This is a genomic window from Stieleria maiorica (assembly GCF_008035925.1).
Classification (GTDB): domain Bacteria; phylum Planctomycetota; class Planctomycetia; order Pirellulales; family Pirellulaceae; genus Stieleria; species Stieleria maiorica.
On sequence record NZ_CP036264.1, the window covers coordinates 339,784 to 366,123 of the forward strand.

General features: G+C 61.2%; 14 protein-coding genes. 9 read left to right on the top strand and 5 right to left on the bottom strand.

The window, feature by feature from the left end:
• Positions 1-5: 5 nt before the first annotated feature.
• From Mal15_RS01125 to Mal15_RS01140, 4 genes are all read left to right on the top strand, one after another.
• Positions 6-1,091, top strand: coding sequence for an NAD(P)-binding domain-containing protein (locus Mal15_RS01125; RefSeq protein WP_147866055.1), 1,086 nt, complete (start codon positions 6-8; stop codon positions 1,089-1,091).
• A gap of 326 nt (positions 1,092-1,417) precedes the next feature.
• Positions 1,418-4,414 (top strand): DUF1549 domain-containing protein, encoded by a 2,997-nt coding sequence (locus Mal15_RS01130; RefSeq protein WP_167546560.1) that lies wholly within the window; start codon positions 1,418-1,420, stop codon positions 4,412-4,414.
• A 134-nt stretch (positions 4,415-4,548) separates the two neighbouring features.
• Complete coding sequence (locus Mal15_RS01135) at positions 4,549-7,542, top strand: DUF1553 domain-containing protein (protein ID WP_147866057.1); 2,994 nt, start codon at positions 4,549-4,551, stop codon at positions 7,540-7,542.
• Between the two features lie 12 nt (positions 7,543-7,554).
• Positions 7,555-8,883: a DUF1501 domain-containing protein gene (locus Mal15_RS01140; RefSeq protein ID WP_147866058.1), complete on the top strand. Its 1,329-nt coding sequence runs from the start codon at positions 7,555-7,557 to the stop codon at positions 8,881-8,883.
• Between the two features lie 89 nt (positions 8,884-8,972).
• On the opposite strand, the gene Mal15_RS01145 is transcribed toward Mal15_RS01140, so the two are convergent.
• On the bottom strand, positions 8,973-10,118 hold the full coding sequence (locus Mal15_RS01145; RefSeq protein WP_167546561.1) for a family 16 glycoside hydrolase: 1,146 nt from the start codon (positions 10,116-10,118) through the stop codon (positions 8,973-8,975).
• Positions 10,119-10,451: 333 nt separating this feature from the next.
• Between Mal15_RS01145 and Mal15_RS01150 the strand changes: the two genes are divergently transcribed.
• Complete coding sequence (locus tag Mal15_RS01150) at positions 10,452-13,811, top strand: HEAT repeat domain-containing protein (protein WP_167546562.1); 3,360 nt, start codon at positions 10,452-10,454, stop codon at positions 13,809-13,811.
• Positions 13,812-13,835: 24 nt separating this feature from the next.
• On the opposite strand, the gene Mal15_RS01155 is transcribed toward Mal15_RS01150, so the two are convergent.
• Positions 13,836-14,171 (bottom strand): hypothetical protein, encoded by a 336-nt coding sequence (locus Mal15_RS01155; RefSeq protein ID WP_233903222.1) that lies wholly within the window; start codon positions 14,169-14,171, stop codon positions 13,836-13,838.
• 437 nt (positions 14,172-14,608) lie between these two features.
• The gene (locus tag Mal15_RS01160) at positions 14,609-15,502 is read right to left on the bottom strand and encodes a hypothetical protein (RefSeq protein ID WP_199773793.1); all 894 of its coding nucleotides are present in this window, start codon (positions 15,500-15,502) and stop codon (positions 14,609-14,611) included.
• 303 nt (positions 15,503-15,805) lie between these two features.
• Between Mal15_RS01160 and Mal15_RS01165 the strand changes: the two genes are divergently transcribed.
• The 3 genes from Mal15_RS01165 to Mal15_RS01175 are packed head-to-tail and all read left to right on the top strand — an operon-like array spanning position 15,806 to position 19,549.
• Positions 15,806-16,756 carry a calcium-binding protein gene (locus Mal15_RS01165; protein WP_167546563.1) on the top strand — a complete coding sequence of 317 codons (951 nt, stop codon included), beginning with the start codon at positions 15,806-15,808 and terminating at the stop codon, positions 16,754-16,756.
• 29 nt (positions 16,757-16,785) lie between these two features.
• Entirely contained in the window at positions 16,786-17,502 is a 717-nt protein-coding gene (locus tag Mal15_RS01170; RefSeq protein WP_147866063.1) for an RNA polymerase sigma factor, read from the top strand.
• Positions 17,489-19,549, top strand: coding sequence for a hypothetical protein (locus Mal15_RS01175; protein WP_147866064.1), 2,061 nt, complete (start codon positions 17,489-17,491; stop codon positions 19,547-19,549). The genes Mal15_RS01170 and Mal15_RS01175 overlap by 14 nt, the downstream gene beginning before the upstream one ends.
• 13 nt (positions 19,550-19,562) lie before the next feature.
• Here Mal15_RS01175 and Mal15_RS01180 read toward each other — a convergent pair whose 3' ends face one another.
• Together Mal15_RS01180 and Mal15_RS01185 are read right to left on the bottom strand one after the other, a co-directional pair.
• Positions 19,563-20,954 (bottom strand): S1C family serine protease, encoded by a 1,392-nt coding sequence (locus Mal15_RS01180; RefSeq protein ID WP_315854282.1) that lies wholly within the window; start codon positions 20,952-20,954, stop codon positions 19,563-19,565.
• Between the two features lie 224 nt (positions 20,955-21,178).
• A complete protein-coding gene (locus tag Mal15_RS01185) occupies positions 21,179-21,586 on the bottom strand; it encodes a TraR/DksA family transcriptional regulator (protein WP_147866065.1) in 408 nt (135 codons plus the stop codon).
• A gap of 435 nt (positions 21,587-22,021) precedes the next feature.
• Here Mal15_RS01185 and Mal15_RS01190 point away from each other — a divergent pair, with 435 nt between their 5' ends.
• Positions 22,022-26,311 carry an FHA domain-containing protein gene (locus Mal15_RS01190; RefSeq protein WP_167546564.1) on the top strand — a complete coding sequence of 1,430 codons (4,290 nt, stop codon included), beginning with the start codon at positions 22,022-22,024 and terminating at the stop codon, positions 26,309-26,311.
• Positions 26,312-26,340: the final 29 nt, after the last annotated feature.

Genomic DNA, 26,340 nt, shown 5'->3' on the forward strand with positions numbered 1-26,340 from the left:
GGACCATGTCGAAATCACCACCAGCCGAATCGCAACCCCCTGCCCGATCCACCCGAGTGGCGATCGTCGGTGCCGGACCGATCGGATTGGAGCTCGCCGTCGCGCTACGCCGGCACGACATCGACTTCGAGGTCTTCGACGCCGGCTCGATCGGAAACACCATCTCCTGGTGGGCACCGCAAACACGCTGGTTCAGCAGCAACGAACGGATCGCGATCGCCGGTGTGCCGCTGTTGACGGCTGACCAGTCCAAGGCGACGCGGGAGCACTACTTGACGTACCTGCGCGGCGTCGCGACCCAGTTTGAAATCCAGGTCCACACCCACTGTCCGGTCGTGAACATCGCACGCCCAAGCGGTGGTCGATTTGCCGTCACGACCAAGCCGGGCGGCCGCCCCGACGTCTGGTCGGCCGATGCGGTGGTCCTGGCCATCGGCGGGACGGATTTCCCCAAGAAACTCGGTATCCCGGGCGAAGACTTGCCCCACGTCGATGGCTACCTCCGCGAAACCCATCGCTACTTCGGCCGCGACGTGCTGATCATCGGCGGACGCAACAGCGCGATCGAAGCGGCGCTGCGTCTTCACCACGCCGGCGCCAACGTCTCGCTCAGCTATCGCGGCGGCCAACTGCCCGAAGATCACATCAAGTATTGGTTGCTTCCCGAAATCAAGGGACTGTTGGCGGCCGGCCGCATCGGTGATTTTGTCGGCACCACGCCGGTCCAGATCACTCCACAAAACGTGCAATTGCAATCGATCGAGGACCGAACGCGGGTGGAGGTCAAAGCGGACGACGTGCTCAGCTTGATCGGGTACGAACAGGACAAGACCTTGATGCGAATGGCCGGCGTGGAATTGACCGAATCGATGCAGCGACCGACCTACGACGAAACCACGATGGAAACCAACGTCCCAGGCATCTATATCGCCGGGACCGCAACGGCAGGGACGCAAAGCAGCAAGTACAAAACGTTCTTGGAAAACTGCCACGACCACGTCGACAAGATCGTCGCCCACCTGTCCGGACAACAGGTCGATTCGGCACCACAACAGTACCGGCAACAGATCCTCTCGCAGCCGGAGAGCTAGTGCAGCAGTGGGATAGGCTATCTGCGCGCCCTCTTGTTGCCAGGCTCTGCCTGGGGACACGATGAGTTAGAGGCTCCGCCTCTCGGGTTGGAAGCTGCGTGTGGCGGAGCCACACCGACACTGCGTTCCAAGGCGGAGCCTTGGAACGAGGGCGCGCGTCATAGGCCGCTCGCTCACGCGTCCCGCTGGCATTTGTCGGTCGCTTACGCGTCCCGCTGGCATTTGCCGCTTCCTCACGCGTCCCGCTGGCATGGGTATACTGATGGGGCCCGGCGCGTGCGGATGCCTCGCGTCGTCGGTCCTGCCGCCCGCCGATGATCCCTGCCATGCGTTTGAAATTGATCCTGGTGACCTGTCTGTGCGCTCTCGCTGCGGGGCCGGCTTCTCGCGCAGACGAACTGTTTACCGATTCGGTCGCTCCCGTCTTGGCTGGCCGTTGTCTCAGTTGCCACAACGATGAAAAATCCGGCGGCGGGTTGTCACTGGTCGATCCGCGCCGCTTGATCGAACAGGGATACGTCGAGGTCTCGGACGCACCATCCAGTCATCTGGTTGAATTAATCTCGCCAGACGACGGTCGGGCGGAAATGCCCAAGGACTCCGACCCGCTCCGCCCCGATCAGATCGCGGCGATTGCTCAGTGGATTGAATCCGGGGCCAACATCCCGACGGGCTTCCGCATCGAGCCCGCGTCGGTTGCCGATCGCGATTGGTGGTCGCTGCGTCCGATCGCGTCGGCTCCCCAAGGCGACCTTCACTCCATCGTCGATCGCTTGATCGACGCGAAGCTAGCCGAACACGCCCTGACACCGTTGCCGGCAGCTGATCCGATCAGCCTGATCCGCCGCGTCAGCTATGACCTGAGCGGTCTGCCGCCGACCCCCGAACAGATCGATGCGTTCGTCCGACAGCACGAGATCGATCCCGACATCGCTTGGCGGCAACTCGTCGATCGTTTGTTGGCCGCCCCCGAGTTCGGCGAAAAATGGGGCCAGCACTGGTTGGACATCGCGCGTTACGCCGAAACCCACGGCTACGACAAAGACCAACCGCGAGACAACGCCTGGCCCTATCGCGACTACGTCATTCAAAGCCTGAACGTCGACAAACCGTTCGGGCAATTCGCCCGGGAGCAGATCGCCGGGGACGTCCTGGCCGACGACAAATCCGAAGGGATCGTGGCCACCGGTTTTTTGGCGGCGGGGCCTTGGGACTTGATCGCCCATGTCGAAGTCGGCGAGGAAAAGCTGGATGGGCGAATCGCCAAGCACCTGGATCGTGACGAAATGGCGACGGCCGTGTTCAACGTGTTCCAAAGCACGACGATTCAGTGTGCCCAATGTCACAACCACAAATTTGATCCGATCGAAAGCACGGACTATTACCGCGTCCATGCGGTGTTTGCCGGTATTGATCGCGCCGACCGGGTCTATGCCGGACTCTCCGCCGATCAACAGCGTCAACAGCTGGACCTGCAACAAGAACGCGACATGATCACTCGCCGACGCGATCAAGCCAAACAGGCTTTCGAGCAAACCGTGGCCGAACGAGCCGCCGCGATCGATCCGGAGCTGAAGGCACTCGACGAGAAAGCGAACCGGTTTCCGCCGCCCCCGCAACACGGTTTCCACAGCCAAATCGCATCGCGCTGCGACGAAGTCAAATGGGTCGAAGTTGATTTGGGAATGCCCAAGCCAATCGACCGGGTCGAATTGATCGCCTGTTACGACGACTACAACAACATCGGCGCCGGCTTCGGATTTCCCGTCCGTTTCAAAGTCGACGTGACTGGCGAAGCGGAGCTGACCGACCGGAACGCCACCACGGTCTTCGACGCCACCTCTGAAGACTTTGCAAACCCCGAATCGTCGCCACTGGGGATTCAGTTCGACCGCCAAGCCATCCGAATCATCCGCGTCACCGCAACCAAACTCGCCGAGCGTCGCAACGATTACATCTTGGCCCTCGGTGAATTGCGTGCGATTCACGCAGACGACGGAGTCAATGTTGCCATCGGCGGCAACGTCAACGCGTCGGACCACATTCCGCCCAACGCACGCTGGTCGCCACGTTTCTTGGTCGACGACACGTACCATCGCAGTGGTCTTGATGACTCGGAAACCCAGCGATGGAAGGAGCTGCGTGAGCGACGCAGCGCGATTGTTGCGGCGGCATCCACGCCGGAACACGAGCGGCAGATGAAACAGCGGACCGAACGACTGGCCGCCATCGATCAGCAGCTCAAAAGAATCCCCGCCGGGCAACTGGTTTACGCCGCCGCGACGGACTTTTCAAAACGGGGAAAGTTCCTGCCGACCAAGGGCACGGCCCGCCCGATCCACTTTTTGCATCGCGGCGATTTGAAAGCACCGGGGGCGAGGATGCTGCCGGGGGCTCCGGAGTTATGGCCCGGCGCGCCGTCACGATTTGCGTCAGAGCCGGATTTCGACGAAGCGGAAGCACGGGCTGCGCTGGCTCGCACTGTCACTCGACAAGACAACCCGTTGATCTGGCGTTCGATCGCCAATCGAATCTGGCAATGGACATTCGGAAAGCCCCTGGTCGGCACCCCCAATGACTTTGGACGGATGGGAATGCGACCCACGCATCCCGAGTTGTTGGATCTGCTGGCGGCGCGTTTGCGTGACGATCCCGGCCAGTCGATCAAGTCCATCGTGCGCGAACTGGTCGCCACTGCTGCCTACCGTCGTGCCTCGTTTGCGGCCGATCGAAGTGACGTCACGCAGCAGAACCAGACGATCGATGCGAGCAACGATTGGCTGTGGCGATTCAATCGTCGGCGTCTGACGGCCGAGGAGTTCCGTGATACGGTGCTTGCGGTCAGCGGCACGTTGCGGACAGACGACCGCGGCGGACCGAGTTTCAAAGACTTTGTGATCGAGCGTCCGCAACATTCGCCGCACTATGAATACGACCTCCATGATCCAAACGATCCGGCATCGCACCGCCGTACGATCTATCGGTTTGTCGTGCGCTCACAACCCCAACCGATGTTGACGACGCTCGATTGTGCGGACCCGTCGATCAGCACCGCCCGTCGCGACGAATCGACGACCTCACTTCAGGCCCTTGCCCAATGGAACAACCGACTGGTCGAAGCCATGTCACAGCGTTTTGCCGCCCGGGTAGCCGCAGAAACGACGACGGATGCCCAAGCGATTCGGTTGGCATGCCGACTGGCCTGGGGGCGGGACGCGAACGCCGCCGAACGCGAACCGTTGACCAATTTGCTCGCCGAACACGGGCGGGAAACTCTGTGCCGAGTCGTCTTCAACGCCAGCGCGATGATGTACCTCGATTGAGTCTCGGGTTGTCCGTCCCGTCGCGAGCGGAGGTGCCCTGACGTGGCGTCGTCCATTTAGTTGCATCTCGGTGGCAGATCACCCACAATGGCGGTCCCTCCCTTTCCCCCGCCTCGATCCCCGCTTGCGCCGCTGTGACACCGCACAGACTTCTTTCCGCTGCCGCTTGGACGTTGTTTGCGCTGGTGATCTGTGATCGGTCCGTTGCGGAAAATCGAGTCGATTTTTTTGAAACGAAGATCCGGCCCGTGCTGGTCGAGCACTGCTATGAATGCCACTCGGCGGACTCGGATGATCTGGGCGGCAAACTCCGCGTCGATGATCGCCCATCGATGTTGGTCGGGGGCGAATCCGGTCCGGTTCTGGTGGCGGGCAGCCCCGATGAAAGCCTGATCATCCAAGCGTTGCGCTACGACGGGCTGGAGATGCCGCCCGAAGCGCCCTTGCCGGAGCACATCATCAAGGACTTTGAAACCTGGGTCTCACTCGGTGCGATCGATCCCCGAGAACCGGCGGCAGGGGATTCCCCAGCATCACGCCGCGACCCTGTGGCCGATGATGGAGCGTTGTGGTCGTTCGTTCCGCGAACGAATCCGGCGATACCACCGGTCGGCGATCCCGATTGGCCGGCCAGTCCGATCGACCGGTTTGTCTTGTCGTCGATGGAGCAGGCGGGGCTTCAGCCGACCCAGGACGCCGATCCGCGTGTGCTGGTCCGGCGGCTGCACCACGACTTGATCGGGCTGCGGCCGACACCGCATCAAATCGAAGCGTTCGTCGCCGATTTCGAACGCCATGGCAGTGACGCGACCACACGTCTGGTGGACCGATTGCTTGACAGTCCGCAATTCGGTGTCCGCTGGGGCCGTCATTGGTTGGACGTGGCGCGGTACGGAGAATCCAACGGCGACGACGGCCTGGGACGCAACGCGACCTTTCCCAACGCGTGGCGGTATCGCGACTATGTCATCGACGCATTCAACCGCGACGTCCCCTACGATCGGTTTGTGACCGAACAGGTCGCCGGCGACTTGTTGCCGGCCGACACCGCCCAGCAGCGAAATCGGCAACTGGTCGCGACCGGGTTCCTGGCGATCGGTTCCAAACCGGCTTCCGCGATGAACAAGGACTTTGCGATGGACATCGTGGACGACCAAATCAATGTCGTCTGCACCGCCGTGCTGGGACTGAGCGTCGCCTGTGCCCGATGTCACGATCACAAACACGATCCGATCCCGACCCGCGACTACTACGCCATGGCCGGTATCTTTCGCAGCACCGAAACTCTTTACGGCGCCGCGGGCAACGAAAAACTCACCGCGCCGCCGACGCCGCTGCATGCATTGCGGGCCGAATTGACGCCGGTCCGCGAACGCCCCGACCGAACCGCACCGCCCAAGCTTCCTGCCGCTTACTTCGACACTGTCGATGCCTTGCAACCGAAGTTGCACGAACGACTGGATTCCCAACCCCGGCAGTTAGCGCCCGAGGGCCAGCTTGATTACTCGGCCAATTCGTTTGCCGGTGTCCAGGACGCGCGCTTGACGGGGCGATTCAACGAACCGGCCGATTCCTACACGGTTGCGTTTTGGTTTCGAAACAACGTAAAAAACGACGCTCGGCTGATCACGGCCTACCTGCTTTCCCGGGCCGCCTTGGACGACAAGACGCTGCCCGGCGACCATTTGGGCATCGGCGGAAGCCATGACAAGTCGCGCACCGGAAAGCTATTCGTGTTCAATGGCAACGCGAAAAAGACCTCGATCGCAGGAACAACCGTGATCCCGCCGGACAGTTGGAATCATGTTTCGTTGGTGCGCGATAACAACCATGTGAAAGTGTTTTTGAACGGTCGGTTGGAAATCACCGGCGAACTCGAATCCACCTTCGGCAAGTCGCTCGACTTCTCGCTGGCGGCCCGCAGCGACAACTTTGCTCCCCTGTCCGGAAATCTGGGCGACGTCGTTGTGCTCGACCGGGCGTTAACCGACGACCAGGCTGCACGCCTGCACGAATCCTCGGGTCAGCCCGTCGGCGTGCGGCCGGCGGTTCCGCTGGGATTCGCGATGGGGGTTCGCGACAAGGATAAACCGGCAGACTGCAAAATCCACATCAACGGCACCGGTTCCAAGCTCGGCCCGGTGGTCGCCCGCGGCGCGTTGTCGGCCTACCGCGAATTCGTCCCAGACGACGTTTCGAATTCGGCATCGGACTTCGCATCGATTGAGATGGATCCCGCGCAGAGCGGCCGATTGCAACTGGCCCAATGGCTCACCCACCCCGACCATCCCCAGACCGCGCGGGTGATGGTCAACCGGATTTGGATGTATTTATTCGGCCGCGGCATCGTCACCACGCCGGACGATTTTGGCGTCTACGGTGCCCGTCCGTCGCACCCCGAATTGTTGGACCATCTGGCGAATCGATTCGTCCAAGAGGGATGGTCCATCAAGCGAATGATTCGTGCCATCGTGTTGTCGCGGACCTATCAGATCAGCAGCCACGCCCATGCCGAGATGCTGGAAAAGGATCCGGGAAACATCTGGTTGTCGCGTCACGTTCGCAAACGGCTGGATGCGGAATCGCTCCGCGACGCGATGTTGCAAGCCAGCGGCCAAATCGATTACGCCCCGGCGAAAGGATCGGCGATCGTTGGCGTGGACATGTTGATCAATTGGCCGCCGGGCGCGTCCACGGATTTGCATCGCCCGTCGCGTCATCGCAGCGTCTACCTGTGCATGTTGCGACACGCCCCTCCCAAAGAACTCGCTGCGTTTGATCTGCCCGACGGGGTCAGTGTCCGTGGTCGGCGTGACGTCACCACGTTGCCGACCCAATCGTTATTTCTGATCAACAGCCAGTTTGTGGTGCAGCAGTCGCGTGAACTGGCCCGGTGTGTCCTCGACAAGGATTTGCACCGCGACGGTGATCGCGTGAATGCAATCTTCGCTGCGGTGCTGGGGCGGGACCCCGGTCCGAACGAACGGGAGCAATCACTCGCCTACGTTCGTGCGACTGAAACAACACTCGCCGCCGGCGTCGAAGATCAACAACAGCGCCGACTGCACGCCTGGGCCAGCTTGGCTCAAGCGTTGATGACGACCAACGAATTCCGTTACGTGGATTGATCGAGAGTTTTCATGATTTCACGTCGAACCATGCTGCAAACGGCGTCCTGTGGTTTTGGCTTTCTGTCGTTGAAAGCGTTGCTGCAACAATCCGCCGCCGCGTCGCCGGCAGCCGCGACGCCGATCCAGACCCGCGCCAAACGGATCATCTTTCTGTGCATGAGCGGCGGTCCGGCTCAAATGGACACGTTCGACTACAAACCACAAACCGGGAACAAAAGACATCCCGGGTCGGTGTTCGAATTCAAGCAGCGCGGGGAAAGCGGGTTGTGGGTTTCCGAGCTGATGCCCGAAACCGCCAAGCATGCCGATCGGCTGTGCGTCATCAACGGGATGTACTGTGACACGGGTAACCACGCCCAATCGTTTCTTCAACTCCACACCGGCGAAAAACTTCGCAAACGTCCCTGCATGGGCTCCTGGATCTCGTACGGCCTGGGCAGCGAGAATGCGGACCTGCCCAGCTTCGTCAGCTTGAACGCCGCCAAGCCGTCGGTCTACTCCAGTGAGTTTCTTCCCACTCGATTCGCGGGCACGCCGATCGGCACCAACGGCGAGGACATGTCCCAGGCGACGATTCGAGACATCTCGGGCAGCCATCTGCCGCCGCAAGCCAAACGCCGTCAATTGGATTTCGTGCAATCGATGAACCGAGCACACCTGTCGAATCGCGACGGTGACGCGACGCTTGAAGGTGTGATCGAATCGATGGAGCTCGCCTTCCGCATGCAAATCACGGCGCCGCACTTGTTGGACTTGAGTAACGAAACCGATGCGACCCTGCGACGCTACCGTGTCGGTAAAAAGCTTTCGGTCGGCACCTGCCGGCCGACCGACTTTGGCCGCCAGTGCCTGTTGGCCCGCCGTTTGGCCGAAGCGGGCGTGCGATTTATCGAAGTCAACCACGGCGGCTGGGATCAACATAAGAATCACCGCCGGGATTTGAAGGCCAATTGTGAAACCGTCGATGCACCGATCGCCGCCTTGCTGGAAGACCTGGCCGCACGCGGATTACTCGAGGACACCTTGTTGGTTTGGGGGGGCGAATTCGGTCGCCCGGGGTTGGTTCCCGAGGATGGAAAAGATGAAACCGGCCACAACCACAAAGGATTCACGTTCTGGCTGGCCGGCGGCGGTGTCAAACAAGGACACATTCATGGTCGCACCAGCGAAACGGGCGACCGAGCGGTCGAAGGCAAGGTTCATTTTCGCGACCTGCATGCCACCATCCTGCACCTGATGGGACTTGAGCACGATCGACTGACCTACGTCCACGGCGGACGAACACATCGGTTGACGGGGCCGGAGGAAGCCAATGTTGTGAACGAGATCTTGGCTTGATCGCTGCGACCGGGAATCGCCTAAAGGCTTGACACCAACGGTTGTCGTTCGAGTGACGACGGGCTGGAAGCCTGTCCCTTCGTTTGCTGTTATTCGGCGGCGTACAGATTGGCAAAGTCGACCGGTCCGGATGCCGTTAACACCAGTTTTCCGTTTCCAGAACCGAGCTTCGGCAATGTGACCGGCTGCCCATTGATGTTCACGGTGCGTCCGCCGTCTTGGGTGACCACTTCGATGCGGTTCCAACGTCCCGGCTTTTCCAGCTGGGCCGCGATCGCCGGTTCGGACAGATCGATTCGCGAGCCATCGCCGGCATCGATCACGACGTTGCTGTTGGCTTCCTTCAATCGCACATCGACAACGAAGTTGGCGTCGGTAAACGAACGTGTCGTCGAAAGTGTGCCTTCGCCGTCATCGCCGGCATCAAACGCGAGCACCCAATCCTGGACGTTCCATTGTGACGTATCGCTGGCGTCCCATCCGTCCAGGTTCAATCCGGTGTACAGCGATTGGTAGCCACGATTGGCGATGGCAACCTGGTCGGCCGGCACCTCTCCGCCGGGCAACTCTTTGATTCGGACATTGCGATACTCGACGACTCCGCCCTCGGATTCCAAACAAATGTAACCCATTCTGGGAACACAATCCTTTCCGCGTGTGACGACGGTGCCGTTGACGGCCAACGAGATCTCGCCGTCGCGGCACTCGATCCGATAATGATTCCACTGGGGGCTGGGGTTGGACAGGTTTTGCGTGGGGAACGCACGGCTTCCGCCACGTCCATTGATCGGTGTCATCGTCGCGCCGTGGATCGGAAAGATGTCCCCGTGGGTGGTGTGACTTCGCGTGTTGCCGTACGCATTTTCCAGCACCTGGACCTCGATCCCGCGATGAAACGGCACTCCGCGAGCGGTGATGTCGTCGGCCCAGACGAAGATGCCGGCGTTGCCCCGCGGCACCAAATGACGCCACTCCAGTTCCATCACGAAATTTTGGTACATCTTCTCGGTGCGAATCTCGCCGATCGGCTTGCCCGTGCAGTACAACACGCCCTCTTCAAATCGCCACGTTTCCGGCGGCGTGTTGGTCCGCACCCAACCGCTCAAGTCCGCGTCGGTGAACATCGGGGCGAATCCGTCTTCGGCGACGCAGCGGTTGTGCGACGCGAAAACGGAGACCAGTAGACCGAGCAGGATGGCAACGAGGCGCGTGAGCGAACGAAGGAGGTGAGTCATGGTGTTGGGCTGGAGAGTGGAAAGGGGATGTCGGCGGGGGGCAGAGCGGATTGGCAAAAGCTGCGGGAGCGACGGGACCATCGGCACATTCTAGCTGTTCCGCCAGTCGCATTTCTATCCGGCCGGTTCAGGTCGGTGGGATTCAGCGAACAGGGATACCAGAATGATTCGGGGCAGACTGATGGGGCGTGTAGGCTGGGGGAGCAGGGGGCTATCGAGACGGTCGATTTCCGCGTGGCCGCGGGTATGATGGGGTTGTGGAACGTCGCCGATTGCACCGCAGCGTCCCTCCCACTCGCCCCGCAACTCCCCCCCTTTACCGCCCGCCCCGTCATGCTGTTTCACCGTGCCACGCGTCAAGTCATTTGCCTGTCGATCACGCTCGTGGGCCTGTCAACCGCGCTCATAGGGTCGCCCGTCGCAGAGGCGATCGAACCGGAGTCACCGAACGGACGTCCGAAGTTGCAATATCGACGCTGGAGCGGAGCGCTCAATGTGCCCGATCCGGTCGCGATCAGCGTGGCGGACAACGGCGACGTCTACGTCACGCAAACGCAGCGGCGAAAAATCCAAGACCTGGACATCCGCGCCAACAGCCAATGGATCCCTGACGACGTCGGTTTCACCAACGTGGATGAAAAGCGTGCGTTCTATCACCGCGTGTTGGCCATCGGCGGCGACCAAGTCGAAGCGGCCAAGCACGTCGAAGACCACAACGCCGACGGGCAACTTGATTGGCGCGACCTGACCGTGATCAGCGAAAAAATTCATCGTCTGGTCGACAGCGACGGTGATGGGACGGCGGACAAAATCAATTTGTTTGCCGACGATTTCAAAACCGAAGTGACGGGCATCGCGGCCGGCGTGATGCACTGGGACGATTCGGTCTGGGCGACGATCGCGCCGGACGTCTGGAAACTGACCGACACCACCGGTGACGGGCACGCCGACCGCCGCGAAATCGCGGCCACGGGATTCGGATTGCACATCGCGTATGCCGGTCACGACATGCACGGGTTGACGATCGGACCGGACGGCAAGGTGTACTGGTCGATCGGCGACAAGGGGATCGCCGTGACGACCGATGACGGCAGGCGGTTTCACTATCCCAACCAGGGCGGCGTGATGCGATGCAATCTTGACGGCAGCGATTTCGAAGTGTTCGCCCATGGATTGCGAAACGTCCAAGAATTCGCCTTTGACCGATACGGCAATCTGTTCGGCGTCGACAACGACGCCGACATGCCCGGCGAAAGAGAACGCTTCGTGTGGATCGTCGATCAGATGGATGCCGGCTGGCGATGCAACTACCAGTACCGGGGCGATCAGTACAATCCCTGGACCGACGAGAACCTGTGGCAGGTCGCCGGCAAGGACCATGCGGCGTACTTGATTCCGCCGATTTCAAACTACGTCGACGGTCCGGCCGGTTTTAAATTCAATCCCGGCGCCGCACTGTCGTCGGCCTACAAAGACTTCTTCTTCCTGACCAGCGCGCCCAATGGATTCCAATACGCCTTTCGCACCGAACGTTCCGGCGACTCATTCCGAATGGTCGACGCACACTCCATCGGCAGCGGTGATCCAATCGTCGGACTTGCATTCGGACCCGACGGCGGACTTTACGGCGCCGACTGGGGCGGCGGCTACCCGCTGACACAAACCGGCAGCGTGATTCGAATCGACGTGCCCGAGGAAACATTGAGTCCACAAGATCGGGAAAACCGAAGGTCCGTGGTGCACTGGTTGTCGCAGCGTTGGAGCGAACAAAGTGACGACGTGCTCTCCGAATTGCTGTCGCATGTCGATCAACGCGTCCGGCTGCGCGCCCAATTTGCGTTGGCCAGCAATCAGCGTACCGACACGCTGCTGGCGGTGTTGTCGAATGATCAATCCGATCAACTGGCCCGCGTGCACGGGGTCTGGGGACTGGGGCAAATCGCTCGCAGCGGTGCGGTCGCTGCGGATGTACTGGTCCCTTTTTTGAAGGACGACGATCCGATCATTCGTTCGGTGACGGCCAAGACGTTGGGCGAGATCGACGGCGCCGATGCGGGCACGTTCGTTCCGCTGTTGGCCGATCTAGATCTTCATGTCCGCATCCATGCAGGTCTAGCACTCGGGCGACGTCCGACAAATACAGCAACCGAGCCCCTGTTAAAACTCGCCGAGACGTTGCCGCGCGATCAGTATTACCTCCGTCACGCCGTCGTCACCGCTCTGGCCGCATGCGCTACACCGCAGCAGTTGACCGGGCATGTCGATTCGCCATCGGATCAGGCTCGGATCTGTGCCGTGCTGGCACTCCGCCGGCAAGCCGATCGGTCGGTCGTGGCGTTCCTGGACGACAACTCCGATTGGGTCGCGACCGAAGCGGCCCGCGCGATCCACGACGACCTTTCCCTGCCCGATGCGATGGACGACCTGGCGGCGGTCCTGGACCAAGATCGATCGCGCCCACCCGCGATGACGCTGCGTGCGATCAACGCGAACTTTCGCCTGGGTACCGAAGCGAGTTCACAGCGACTGTTGCGGTTCATCGCCGATCCCTCAAAGCCACTCCCGATGCGTCTGGCCGCCTGTGAGGCCCTCGGCCAGTGGACGGATCCGCCGCTGTTGGATCGTGTCGATGGCCGTCGCCGAGACCTTTCCAAAGACCGGGGGCTGGATCGATCCGGCGCGAGCGAATTGTTGACGCGACTGGTCCGGCAAAGTGAAACGCCGCTGCGGGTCGCAGCTGTCAAAGCGTCACGTCAATTGAAGATCTCGCTTTCATCGGACGCCCTGATCGCGCTGGTCCGCGATACACGCTCTCCCGAACGCCTACGCATCGAAGCGCTCGACACGCTGGCATCGGCCGAGGGTGACATCACTCGTGACGCCCGTGACCAGTTGTTCGTCGAGTTTTCCGCTGCAGCCACGCCTCCGATTGCCGCAAGTGCCATCCGGTCGCTCGCCGCTTGGAATGCCGACAAAGCGATCAAGGTCATCCGGCAACAATTGAGCAACGACGCCGTGGCGGTTCGCCAAGCTTGCGTCAAATCGCTTGCCAAACTCGGCACGACGGAAACCGATGCGATGCTGGTTCGTCTGGGCAACCAGTTCGCCGACGGTTCATTACACGAGTCCGTTCATTTGGACGTTTATCAAGCACTGCAGTCGCGCAGCGATCATTCCACAGCAATCCGTGACTCGTTGAGCCGGATCGAATCGACACCGCGATTCGTGGAAATCACCGCGGCGAAGTTTCGCGAGTTTGCGATGTGCCGCGAAGGAGGCGATCCCGCGCGTGGCGAGGTCATCTTCCGAACGGATCTTCGCGTTCAGTGCAGCCGTTGTCACCGCATCGGGAAGCGCGGCAGCGACATCGGGCCGGAACTGACACGAATCGCGAAGCAGCGCGATGCGGACCATCTGCTGCGCGCGATCGTCTATCCCAGTGCCGATATCGAACCAAAATACAACGCCCAAACCTTGCTGTTGGCAGACGGAAATGTGATTCAAGGCGTGATCAAAAGTGAGGACGATACCACGACCGTGTTGATCAATTCCGAAGGCAAAGAGGTCGAGATCCCGACCGATGAGATCGACGACATCGCTAAGACAAAGGTCTCGCTGATGCCCGACATGACCGCCGTCCTCAGCCCCGCAGAAGTCCGCGATTTGGTCGCGTTTCTGCGGACGCTGCGCTAAGGGATTCCGCTTCGAAACCTTGGCTTAGTGGTGCTTGTGGTGTCCGTGTTTTCCGTGATGCCCGTGTCGCCCGTGGCCGGGATAGTGGAAATCGTAGTGCCCCGGGACGTAATCAAAGTGGTTTCCGTGCGGGACCAGGGACGGCGGGTGATAGTCGTAATGCGGCCGCGATGGATGGTATCCCCGGTACGAACGGTAATAGTTGTACGAGGGACGGAAGGATCGACCGTAGTAAATCGACGGCCCGTACGAAGGATAGAAACTTCGGTACGCTCCGTAATTGCCGTACCCATAGCCATAGCCGCCGATTTGGATACTGAACCCACCAGCCTCGGCTTCATTTCCGCCTGGCATCAACATTAAGCCAATCGCAAGCACGGGAACGCTTGCCCATCTCATGAAACGTGACATCCGCTGCATCTCCATGAAGGAGTGAAAAAGGGTCGATTTTCGAACGGAACATGTCGTTGCCGTTCGGGTCTGACTTCAAAACAGATGCATTCGACGTACCAAGACGCTGTATGGCGGCCACGATTTGCAGCAACCACCGTGAAACACGCTGCGAAACCCGCGGAGGACTTCTGCCCGGCGCGATTTCCTGAGACATGACCGTGACGTCATTTCGACAACACGTGGCATCAAACTGAGCCGATGCGCTGGCGACGGATGTCAAGCGAGACCGGCAACACCACGCGCCGCCCTGAACCACGGGGAGGTCGATTGCCCACGGATGGCAGCGCGAACCCACGGATGTGATGCGGCCTGGGATCTGTGGGTTCGCGCTGCTATCTGTGGGCTCATTCGGACGAAACGAGCGCGACGGTCACCGCCGGATCGGAGTCTTCGGGTTTTGCCGCGAGCTGTTGGTCGTTCAGTCGGTTGAGCATTCGTCCGTTGACGTGCCCCAGGGCCACACTGCCCAGATAGATCGGCAAGGCGGCGCCGGGGGCAAAATTGCCGATCGTATCGCCGACGTAGGTGCCATAGGCGGGGTACAAGATCCGATTGGCCTCGGCGATCTGCCCTGGGTCGCCGATGGTTTGCAAGTACGAAAACGCATCTTCGGTGGCCAAGGTTTCGTGCCAGATCGGGACAAAGGCGTAGGCGATCGAGTACAGCCCCTGGTACTCACGACGGGTGAAATCCTTGGCGTGCCCCGCTTCGTGCAATGCGATCGCGGGGACATCACTGTAAAGATGGATCGTTTGGGTGTAGGGATTGAAATGGTCGCCGCCAAACAGACGCCCCGGCAGCAGCGCATCCCCGGCGACCGCCAGCGTCCCCAGCGTGTAACGAATCGGCGCCGCGACCGACGTATTCTTTCGCAAACGTCGCCATTCATCCAGTGGATCGTATTGATTGGCGCGGACTTTGACGTGGGCCAAGTTGTTGTATTCCAGGTATTGGGTCAGCGTGATCAACGTGTCTTCGGAGATCTTGTGACGATCCACCCGGCGGTCCCAGAGCAGCAGTTTGCTGGGGATTCCGATGACGTTCCCGACGCCGTCAAGAAGTTTGTTCGGACGGCCGATTTCGACTTGGGGACCGTTGTCGCTTAACAACGCGGGAGCGACGTATTGCTTGTCGACTTTGATCGGGGTCGGCGACAGGACGCGGCATCCGGCACAGGAGACCAGGACGGTCGCCAAGACGGCGAGGTTGATTCTGCCGAGACCTTGCCGATGGTGCATTGGGGATCCGCGTCTCTTTTCGGAGGATTCAATGAATTGCGTCGTCCTTTTAGGAAATCGCCTGGCAGCGACGCAAGCCTATTGAGGGGGGGCGATCGTTTCCCCGCGTCCGACGGCCCCTCAGTGCCATCGTCCGTGGGACTCGTCGCGACGATACGGAAAGGACGTCGTACAACCGCCGGTTCCGCGATTCTGTTTTCCGATTTCGGTGTAAGCGCCGGCCTTCGTGATGTCACTAACGAAACACTCATGCCGAGCGTGTCGGCTTTCATCTTTCGCTTCCGGTTCGAATGGGACGCTGCTGTGACAACTCGAAAAACTACCCCTCGTCGTTCTAACACCCCGCGTCGGCTGCGGGCCGAGACCCTGGAAACCCGTCGCGTGATGGCCGCCGCGGTCGATCTGTCTGCGGACGGGTTGTTGGTCATCGAAGGCACGGCGGAAAACAACCGCATCTGGGTGTCGCAAAGCCGCAGCGGTGAACGCTTGCGAGTTTCGATCGACGGCCGCACCGCCGATTTCCCCGCCGCCAATATCAGTCTGATGAAGATCTTTGCCGGGGCGGGCAATGACGCCGTACGCGTCTCGCGCCGCGTCGAGATCCCGACCCAGATATTCGGCGGCGATGGGAACGACCGCTTGGCTGCGGGCAGCGGACCGACCTTGATCGAAGGCGGCGACGGGCGAGACCGGATCCGTGGCGGCGCGGGAGTGAATGTGTTGTTCGGCGGCGCCGGCAACGACCGAATCGTCGGTGGTGCCTCGGTCGACTACATCATCGGCGGAGCGGGGAACGACATCCTGCGTGGCGGTGGCGGTGACGACTGGATCTTCGGTGACGCGACCAATTCCCTTCCCGAGGGCGAAACCGACCCGTTGGAATACGCCCGCGCCAACTCGGACGTCAATCGCGGCAACGACATCATTCATGGCGGCCGTGGCAATGACATGGTGTTCGCCGGCCACGGAAATGACCGCATCCGCGGCGGCGTCGGAAACGACTTCCTGCACGGCGGCGGAGGAAACGATCGGATCCGCGGCGATCGCGGCCGGGACGAATTGGTCGGTGGTGCAGGATCCGATGACCTGCGTGGCGGCTTGGGCGCGGACGTGATCCGTGCCCGTGACGGTGAGGTGGACGTCATCTTTGCCGATCGATTGGACGAATTGTTCGTCGACGACATCGACCGCATCGTGCGTCGTGATCGCGGAGATTCCACGGAATCAGGGGATCTGACGACCGCGAGCGTCTAAAATGGACTGCGCACGATGAAGGGGGCTCCATGTGGGATCGGTTTCCAGCCTATCCCTCGGACAACGATCACATCAGCCTCGTGCACTGGACACCCGAAACGATCGAGCCACAACGTCTCCCAACACGGACCCGCGACGGCTCCGGCGACGGCATGTCGTCGGAGCTTTCGGTCATGGATGCGAGGTTGATCGAAGACCTGTTGGGCGGCTGTCCGGATGCGTGGACGCAATTGATCGATCGCTACGGGGCACTCGTGCGCAGCCGGGTGGCCGACGTCGCCGCTGCCTTCGATCGGCAAAGCGATTGGTCAACGATCGACGATGTCACCGCGGAAGTGTTTGCGTCGCTGTTGGCCCGCGATGCCGCCGCGCTCCGCTGCTTTCGCAACCAGAGCACCCTGGCGACCTACCTGTCAGTGATCGCCACCCGCGTCGCCAGACGCATGGTGGCGAAACTGGTGCGTCATGCGCACCGACAAAGTGATTCCTTGGACGATCTCGATCCATGCCCCTCAGCCGCCGATCCGGAATCGATGCTGATCGGCAAAGAGGAACGCGATCGGCTGCTGACGTTGGTCGATCGTTTGTCACCGCGGCAAAAACAGTTGGTGGTCGCGTTTTACCGGGAGGAACAAACGTACGCGGAAATCAGTCACCGGTTCGACATTCCGATCGGATCGATCGGGACGACGCTGCGACGCGCCGAAGAGAAACTCCGGCAATGGATCGACGATGAAACCGAATAAACCCCTCGACCGCGAATCGCTGTTGCAGCTCGTCCGGCAACGACTGGAACGGGTCGCCGAGAATTCCCCGCAACAACACCAGGACATCACCGGTCGCGTCGTCCGGCAACTGATGCACGATCTTTCGCAACCGACGCCCGCGGCGAACAGCGACACCGTGAACGCGGTCCCCGTCCCCGTGAACGAAGTCGCGGCGTACGTCGATGGCAGCTTGAACGACCTGCAAAAACAACGCGCGATCACCGAAGCCGCCACGACCGATCCGGGGTTGATGATGGAAATCGTCGCGGCACTGCGGAGCCAGCGCGAGCTGCGGAGCCGGCAAGAGCTGCGTCGCGAGGAGACGAGCCAACCCGAGGAACTCTCCCCCGATTTGCGCTCCCGTCTGATCGAATTGCAACACGCCCAAGGTTTGCCCCGGCAACGGCCGCAACCCCAACCCGCGGCGACTCCGCCGTTGGTGCAAACGAGTCCGACCCGGACACCCACCACAACCCCGGGGAAGGGGATTCCGATTGCTTTGATCGCGACAGCCGCCGTCGCCTTGTTTGCCGTCGGTTGGTGGGCGCGATCGGAACTGGTCCCCGATGGTGATCCGGTCACCCAAGAACGTCGTGGAACGGTAATTCCGGACCGGGATCGCCCGATCGAGAGCAACGATCTCGCAACCGATCAACCGAACCGGCAGGGTCCCGTGCTGGCAGAAATCCCCGATGTTGACTCGGCCGAATCCCCGGAAACGCCCACATCACCACCGAGCTCCGCGCCGCTTGAAATCGATGCGCCGCCATCGAAGGTTGCCGTTGTACCGCGCGAGGAAGATCGCGACGCTCCGATGGTCGCGATCGAATCACCATCCGATGGCACCGCGGGGCCGTCGGAATCACCCCGCGACCGATCACCGCAAACCGACACCCGCCGCACCGGAAAACTGGTCGCCCGCTGGAGTCAGATCGATGGCTTGTTGCTGCGCAGCGATTCTGCGCCGCCGGGCGAGCGTGCTTCGGCCAGTCAATCCGGCCCGGCGAGCGTCGCCGTCGGCAGCGAATTCGAATTGGCCGGTGACGGTTCCGGTCGTGCGATGACGTTGCAGACGCTTCCGCTGTGCCGAGCAACGGCCATGCTGGAAGGGGGCGGCGAGTTGGTGATCGCCGCCGACACCCAGCTCGAATTGACACCTGCCGGCACGATCAATCTGCTGCACGGTTCGATCGCGTTGTTGGGGATCGACCAGAACCGCATCGTTCGACTCGGCCGCAGCCTTGCCAACAGCGTCGCGTTGGAGGGGAGCACGCAGCGCGATGCGTCTCCGCAACAGCAATCGCGCGGCGGGGAAATCGTCGTGCAGAAAACACTCAACGGTATGCAGGTCGATGTGACGGGCGGGCCGGTGAACGTCAACTCGCAGTCGTTTACCGATTCGCGTCTGAACCTTCAGGGCCCCTTGCTGGCCGTGGAGCGAATCGATGATGCGCCCGAACGACTGCCGCGGTGGACGCGAGAACGCGTGGATCGCATCGAAGTCGGGCGAAACGTTTTGGCCCAGCTGAGTGAGAGCCCGAACGTGCCGGCGACCCTGATGCAGACACTCGCCTCGGGGGCGGTTCGAGGCGATGCCGCGGCGACCTTGCGGGGCTGGCTGGTCGCGTCCAGCGGCGATCATTTGTTGCGGCTGATCGGGTCACCCGATCCGCTGATCCGTGAAGCGGCGCTGCAACACCTGCGGACCGTCGGGCCGACCGACCCGCGGCATCGCCAGATCTGGCGACGGTTGCAAGTCGGTGGAAACAATGCGCGAACGTTCGCGACGGTGCGGTCGTTGTTCGTCAACCTGTGGTCCGGTCGTCGTCCCAATGCGACCCAGCGCGAACAGTTGCTGCGTCTGCTTCAGGCCCCCGAACCGGCGGCCCGCGCGACGGCGAACTACTTGCTGCGGTCGTTCTATGGTCCCGGACCACCGTTCGACTTGAACGCATCGGCTGCGGCGCGGACACGCACAGTCAATGCCTGGCGGGTGGTGATCAGCCGGGTTTCGGATCAACGCTAAGGAACCGTCCAGCTCAGTTGACGTCGGTCAGTTTGACTTCGGTTCGATAGCGTTTGCCGTCGCGATAGATGATCATCGGGACGACCGAACCGATCGGGGTCAGTCCGACTTGGGCGACCAAGTGATCGTCGTTGTCGACGTGGCTGCCGTTGAATTCGACGATGATGTCACCACGTTGCAGATTCGCCAGTGCCGCCGGCGAACCGCGGCGGACCCCTTTCACCTTCGCACCGCCGGTCGCGACCGCTTGCAGGGGGCCGAGATCGGAGACGGTGAAATCCGGTTCCAGCGTCACACCCAGATAACCACGACGCAGTCGTCCGTGACGGATCAGTTCGTCGGCGACCTGGACGGCCATGTTGATCGGGATGGCAAACCCGATGCCTTCGCTGCCGCCGCTGCTGCTGGCGATCGCGGTGTTCAGCCCGATCACTTCCCCACGCAGATTCAGCAGGGGCCCGCCGCTGTTGCCGGGGTTGATCGCCGCGTCGGTTTGAAAGAAATCCTGCAGGTCGATCTTTTGATCCCCCAACGAGAGGTCGCGTCGCCCCTTGGCGCTCAGGATGCCGAAGGTGACCGAATGGCTTAAACCGAACGGGCTGCCGATGGCGATCGTGAAGTCACCGATATTGACCTGGTTGCTGTCGCCGGTTCGAGCCGGGGGAAGTCGCAAGTCGGGGACCTTCATGACGGCCACATCGGTGCTCTCGTCGGAGAGAATCCGAGAGGGGTGGTACTGACGACCGTCGGCGCTGCGGAGCAAGATTTCCGCCGGTTGCGATCCCAGAATCACGTGTCGATTGGTCAACACCCACAATCCGTCGGCGGTGTCGATCACGACACCGCTGCCGGCTTCGTCGTACGATTCATATTGCCCGCCCTTGGTTTCCGACTTGTGGGCTTCGATATGGATGACACTCGGTTTGACAAGCTGAGAGACCTTGCGAACCAGATTGCCCAGTCGATCGAACGCGTCGAATTCATCGGCCAGTTCGCGAAACAACGCTTCACGTCGGGCTTGGATCGATTGAGCGGTGGGAAGCGTCCCGATGCTCGCCGACGAAATGCTGGACGACGAAACACTGGAAGTCGAAGGGTCCAGTGAGGGACGCAACGAACGAATCTGGCCGGGCGCGGTCAACGCAGGTTTCGCAGTGCTATCGATCGACGCGGTCGCCGAAGCGCCTTGCGGCGACGCGTAACGACTCGGTCCGGAATAAGCCTGACTCGGTCCGGAATAAGCCTGACTCGGTCCGGAATAAGTCTGCTGGGCCGCGGCTCGCGGCATCATCGATTGCGTCGAACACATCCAGGCCAGCGCGGCGCCGGTCAGTGAGATCGCAAGTCGTCGAGAGTTGCGCACACGACATCGTGTGCGTCCGCTGGGTTGGGAGAGGTCGACCATCGGAAAAGCTTCAACAGGGAGAGGGAGGTTCGACGGGGAGGCGTCGCATTGTACGCATCGTCGTTTTGCGGCAAGGAACTTTTCGTCTGCCGCGTTCGCTATCCCTCGTCCGGCGAGAAGTCAGAATCGTCATCGCCGGCGCATCAAAAAACGGCCGAATGATTCGACGTCCGTCGAACCATCTCGGCCGCTGATGCGACTGACAATGGGCACAACCGTTACGGTCAAGCCGTGTCGGCTTGGTAGGAATCAAACACTCGATTCATCATCGCCGCCGGGTGTGACTTGCGTTTTTCGGTAATGCGGTGACAACCGATACATTCTCGCGCGTACGGCACCGCCCGCAAACGCGTCAGCGGGATCGGTTTCTGGCAACTCTCACAATCTCCGTAGGTGCCTTCATCCAACCGCTCGATCGCCGCGTCGATCGCCGCCAGTTCTCGACTCTCGACCTCCAACAACTGGCTGTTCAGCTCGGCCTGGACCGTGTCGGCAACTGCGTCGAGCACGTCGCCGGTCTTGGAGGGTTTGCCCTGCAACAGATTCAGGTCGCCGATGGCAGACCGGATCAATGCGTCGCGTCGTTTCAGAAGGGTCGCTCGCAATTTCTCAATTGAGTCTTTTCTTGCCATCAGATCACCTTATTCCCTATGTATGCCTGTCAGTCGTACGGGCCCCGCCAGAGTTGAGTTCTGCAATTCGCCTACCAAACGAACCCACGCCGGCCACCGCAACGCTGAAATAGTAGGGAAAAAGTTCATAAAGTCACCCTTGAAAGCTACCGAATTTTCCCTTGTGGTCGAACAAGGGCGTTTGATCCTCCGTTTTTGCGGGTTTCGATCCATTTCCCCTGCTCCAAAACCGATCCGGAGACGAGACAGTTTGAATCGGGGTCACCATCCCCCCTTTAGTACCGCTGGACAGACCGTTGGTAGCCGAAACCGTGCAGATCGCGCCATTTTGCTTCACCCGGGCGACGGGTCTGTCCGAAACTCAGAAAACGGTCTTGTCTGTCGGCAACGACCCCATCCAGGCAATTTTGCAAGCAAAGACGCAAGGAACGTGTTGTGACGAACGACCACAACGACGGCCAATCGAGCCCTCACGAACTGTCCCATCCGCACCCCGAGGTCAAAACCGTGGCGTCGGCGGGACACCTGAGTGACGGCCAGTCCTCCCGGATCGCGGTCATTCCGCAGACGTTGAATGAGAGTTTGCCGCCGCATGGCAAACCATCGTTGGACAGCCCGACCGGTGGGCGAATCGGAGATCGGTCGACCGCGACCGCAGCGTTGGAATTCCGCGTGATCCGCCCCGGTGCCCCCGTCCGCAGACTGCGGCTGACCGGCAACCGCTACACGTTCGGCAGCGGCGAAGGGTGTTCGATCCGATTGGATGATGAATCGCTCCGCCCGATGCACGCGGTGCTGCTGCGCGACGCACACCGCATTCTGATGCGTGCCTATTCGGTGCCGCTGGAATGCAATGGAAATCGCGTCACCGAATCGGAACTGCGCCTGGGCGATATCATTCGCATGGGGCACTATCGGTTCGAGTTGCTGGCCGTACCGGAGACGGCTGCATCGTTTCCCCAGGCTTCACCGCGTTTGACATCCTCATCACGACACCCGGTGACCGACGCGCGAGAGTCGTTCCTCCGCCAACGGTTGACCGACCTGAGCCAGCAATGGCACGCGCGACACGCCGAGTGCGAAGTCCGCGAGAGCCGTTGCGATCAACGCGAATCGGAATTGCATGGCCGCGAGACGGAATTGTGGAGTCGCGCCGAATCCCTGCAACATCGCGAGAACCACCTGCTCGCCCAGGAAGCGGCGGTCCGTGAAATCCAAGCGACCTATGCGGCGACACAGGAAGAACTGAAATCGCTTCGTGTGCGGGAGAGCGAAGCCAGCGAGGCGCTCAAGGAAAAAGAGGCCGAGCTGCTAAAGAAAAGCGAACTGTTGCGCGAGCGCCAAGCGGAGCTCCAGCGCCGCCAGGCGGAATGGCAGCAGCGTGAAGAGCAATACGCCGAGCACGCCGCCGAAGCACAACGAAAGCTGGAGCAAACCCAGCAACAGGCGCAATCGGCCAGTGACGCCGTCGGTCGGATGCGAGAAGAGTTCTCCACGCTCAGCGAGCAGCTGACCGAACTCCGCGAACGGCACAGCGAACTGCAGGCTCGCGAAAAACACGAACAGGAAGAACACGAGCGGCTGCGTGGGGAATTGGAATCGGCTCGCGATCAGGCGATCGATGCCGTCGCAGAGAGCGAGGCGAAGCGGGAAGCGACCGAAAGTGAACTCGGGCGAGTCTCGGCTGACCTGCAATCGACGCGTGAAGAATTGGCCCGCGTCCGAGAAGAGAGCCAGCAGTGTCAACAAGAGCTCAGCGAAAAGCTCCGCACGACCGGCCAGCAGCTTCAAGCGACGCGCGAAGAAGCCGAGCAGTCGCGTCGCGCCGCCGAGGAAGACCAGTCCTATCAGGAAAAACGGATCGGGGAACTGGAGGAACGACTGGCCAAGATCCAAGAGAACCGCGAAGACAGCGAACGAGCGACGGACGAGGAAATTGCCGAGCTGCACCGCAAGCAGGCTTCGGCCGATGGAGCCCGCGATGAAGCGGAGCAGGCCCGCGATCAGGCCGAAACGGCTCGCCAAGCCGCCGAAGCCGCCCGCATCGATGCCGAAGCGGTTGCCGACGACCTCCGCCGTCAAATCACGCAACTGCAGGAGAGCGTCACCGAGGCCACCCAAGAAGCGTCGCAGCTGCGGATCGACCAAGAAGGGGCCAACGCTTCGATCCGGCAGTTGGAATTGTTGGTCGATCAGACGCAAAACAACCAACACGCCCAACAAGATTCCTGGTCGCAAGAATCCGATCAGCTGCGACAGACGATCGAGGATTTGTCGATCCAGCTGGCCGCCGCCAACGTCGAACTGGGCCAGTTGCAATCGGCCAACGAAGCACTCTCGCACGAATTGGCTCAAGCCTCTGACGGCGACCAGGATGCCGGCCAACCGGCGGCGATTGAATCCGAGCAGTTCCGAATCCTGGAACAGGAACTCGAGTCGGCGCGTCAGGAAATCGAACGGTTGCGCGAGACGCACGCCGAAACCGTTTCTCGAATGGAGTCCGAACGCCAGGAAAGCGAGTCGGTCCTGCGTCAAGAAATCGAACAGCTGCGTGATGAAATCGCGTCGGCACAGCAAGCCGCCCAAGCCCGCATCGATGAAATCGTTCAGGACGGCGATTACCAAACGGCCGACAGCCCCAAGGGGACGACGGAGCAATTCGTCCAATCGGGCGACAACCGTTGGCGTTTGGAATCCGAGCAGTCGGTCGAACAAAGCAGCCATCTGTACGACGCCACCGAGCACGGCGAAGCGTTCACCGACGAGTCCGAATCTGAACCCGGCGATTGGTCGCAAACCCTTTCGCACCCCGACAGCGACGGCGATCCAGAGCAGTCCGGTTCCATGATGTCGGCAGCATCGTCCAAAGACGGCGGGCAAGAAGACGACGCGCAAATCGACCAGAGCGTGTCCTGGCACGATGAGCCGCCGGAGCAGGCCATTGATGACGCGATCGACGATATCGAACACAATGTCGAGCAAGCCATTTCCGATTACGATTCACCGCGATCGGAATCCCCGTGGCCCGACTCCGAAGACGATCCGGTAGCCGACCCGGCCACATCCGCCGACGCGGAGCTGGGAACGGATCCGAACATCCAACGGGGCACCGATCTGGATCCAGAGCAAGCGGCCGACGAGATGGCTGCGGCGGAAGACGTGCAGCAAGTCGCAGTCGAGCCCGATTCGGAATCGCCACTGGATTGGTCCGCCTACATGCCCGGCGGCGAAGTCGGCAGGTCCGACGAAGAAGTCAGCACGATCGGCGAAGTGGCGCAGGAAGACGCGACCGACGACGTGGATTCTCAAGATCTCGCTGCGTCGCGATCGGAAGATCACGAGCCGCAAGGCTGGGCGACCGAGGGGGAAACCGCCAGCGACGATCAACACTGCGAGGCGGAAGAGTACGAGTCGACGCTTCAGTGGAACGGCCCGTCCGAACCAGCGGCCGATCAACCGTTGGACACCGACGAACCGCTGAATCTTGAAGAGGACGCGGCAGAAAGATGGCACGAAGATCAGCACCCCGTCTCCGAAGGCCTCACGGCCGACACGTCAGAACCGGATGCTGACGCCTCTGACCCGGAAGCTGAAGTGTCTGACCCGGAAGCTGAAGTGTCTGACCCGGAAGCTGAAGTGTCTGACCCGCCCGCGGGCAGTCTGGCGGCCATGCTGATTCGCGACCTCGCCGGCGACGACGACGCCCCACAGGAGCCACTCGACCAACCGGTTTCTGCTGAACAATGGGCCGATAACCAACGGGCCGATGACCAGGCCGGCGACGAACAATCGCTCGTCGAACAGTTCGATGAGGAGCTGCCCCATGACCAACAGGGCGACGACTCGGCCGCTGCGTCAGCCGAGGACGTGGGCGAAGATGGACATCAGGCGACCTTCGTGATGGACAGCGAAATCGAATTCTCCGGAGACGATTCCGGCCAGGAATTCGAGGCCTGGAATTTCGCGTCGCCGGACCACAACGAAGCGTCAGCAACCGACGTGGCCGACCACGAGCAAGACGACTTCGTCAGCGATCATGCTGATGACGATGGTGTGTCTGCCGATGCGTCCGAACAAGACATCGTTTCACAAACCGCTCTGGTGGCCGGAAACGACACCGTGGTCGCCGCCGACGACGCGCCCGAAGACGACTCGATCGAAGCTTACATGAGCCGGTTGTTGCAGCGCGTCCAGGGCGACGGATCGTCAAAACAAGCCTCGGCCCCCGCGACGCCAAGCGTACCGGTCGGCGAAATCGACCCGAAGGATTCGGTCGCCGTCGACAGCGACAGTGTCGACTTGGAACAGGACGAACCGTCACCGCCCGAACCGACGATCGCCGACTCGGTCCCGCTGGTGCCGCGATCCCAAGCACCCGAATTGTCGCGAAATCTGTCGGCGATGCGTGAACTGGCCAACCAATCGGCGCGCAACGCGGTCGCACGCAGCATCCGTCTCCAGGCCCGTGACACCCAAATGAAAGCCGCTTTCAAATTGGGACTGGCCCTCGGCTTTGCCACCATGGGGATCGCCGCGTTCATCTTCGTCACCTGGTCGGCGACTATCAAATTCGGTTTGGTGGGCGCGTTCCTGGTCCTCGCCGGCGTGTTCGGACAAGAGGGCTACGTGTTGCTTCGCGATGCCCGACGCCGGATGGCGCTGGCCGAAGAGCAAGCGGCCGAAGAGGACGAGGACGATCTGGCCGACGAAGACGTCGCAAATTAGTGCCTCCCAAGGACGACAGCCCTTCCGGG